Annotated in this window: 1 protein-coding gene; it reads left to right on the forward strand. The window is 41.7% G+C overall.

From position 1 onward, the window contains the following. The first annotated feature begins 272 nt into the window (after positions 1-272). On the forward strand, positions 273-932 hold the full coding sequence (locus tag A3735_RS27485) for a TetR/AcrR family transcriptional regulator (protein WP_068515554.1): 660 nt from the start codon (positions 273-275) through the stop codon (positions 930-932). Positions 933-1,111 lie beyond the last annotated feature (179 nt).

The following is a 1,111-nucleotide window of genomic DNA, read 5'->3' on the forward strand; positions in this document are numbered from 1 at the left end:
TTTCATTTAGCACTCCAGTCGCTCACAAGACCTTGCCTTGCTCACTGATTATTTATGTTTATTGTCTAGCGCTTGCCAGCATCAGAGTCGAAGATAAACGAGATATAAAGTGTGGCGACAAACAACTTCAAAACATCAGATATTCTGACTACAGGTGTAGTCAAATATTTTTTGACTGACGGTCACGCTTTACATCCGACTTCAAATCACGGCAGAATAGACGGCTCAACCCGGACTAAAAATCACTTCAATCAGGACGAAATAAAACGCCAATGCCCTCTGCTGAACCTTCTAAAGAAAATAAAAAGACCGAACGGACCTATGGCGGGGTATCTTTAGCTGAGCGGAAAAAACTTAGAAAACAACAATTTTTAGATGCGGGCTTAAGACTATTTGGATGTTGCGGCTTTAGAAATTCAACTGTCAGGAGCTTATGCAAAGAAGCCAAGTTAACTGATCGCTATTTTTACGAATCCTATTCAGGTCTAGAAAATTTATTACTGGCGGTCTATGAAGACTGTATGACCCTGCTCAGTAAAGAAATTGTTCAAGCCATCGTTGTGGGCTATCAAGACTCTGACCCAAAGGCTGCCATTATTGCGGGTTTAGATAAGTACTTTGAAATTCTTGAAGACCCTAATATCGCTCGAATATGCATGGTCGAATTAGAAGGCATTAGCCCAGAAGTTAATACGCTTTACTATCATTACATCAATGGCTTTGCAGAAATTTTAAGAGTAATGGCAAATAAGGCTTTTCCCGATATGACGATTGATCGTGCCCAACAGGACATCATGGCTATATCCTTAGTAGGAGCAATGCGCCAGGCAGCGACAAACTGGTTAGTGAGTGATTATAAAACGGAACGAAAAGAGCTAGTTGCCGCCACCAGTAAGTTATTTTTAGGAATCATTAAGTTGATTGAAGCGTAGCGCTCTCACACAAAAAAGACGGCAACAAAAACCTGCTGGCAGAGCCTGCCCATTGTAATTTTCGAATAAATAATCATTTCCGTAGATAGAGGGTGTCACTCCTCACTGGAACCTGCCCCGCGTTAACCCGCTAGCGAGCCATGGAAGGCTCTGTCTACAAGTTTGTATTATTCATCACA

Source organism: Oleiphilus sp. HI0061, assembly GCF_001635675.1.

Coding starts and splice junctions, on each gene's coding strand:
- A3735_RS27485 (WP_068515554.1), top strand. CDS start 273: ATGCCCTCTGCTGAACCTTCTAAAGAAAATAAAAAGACCGAACGGACC.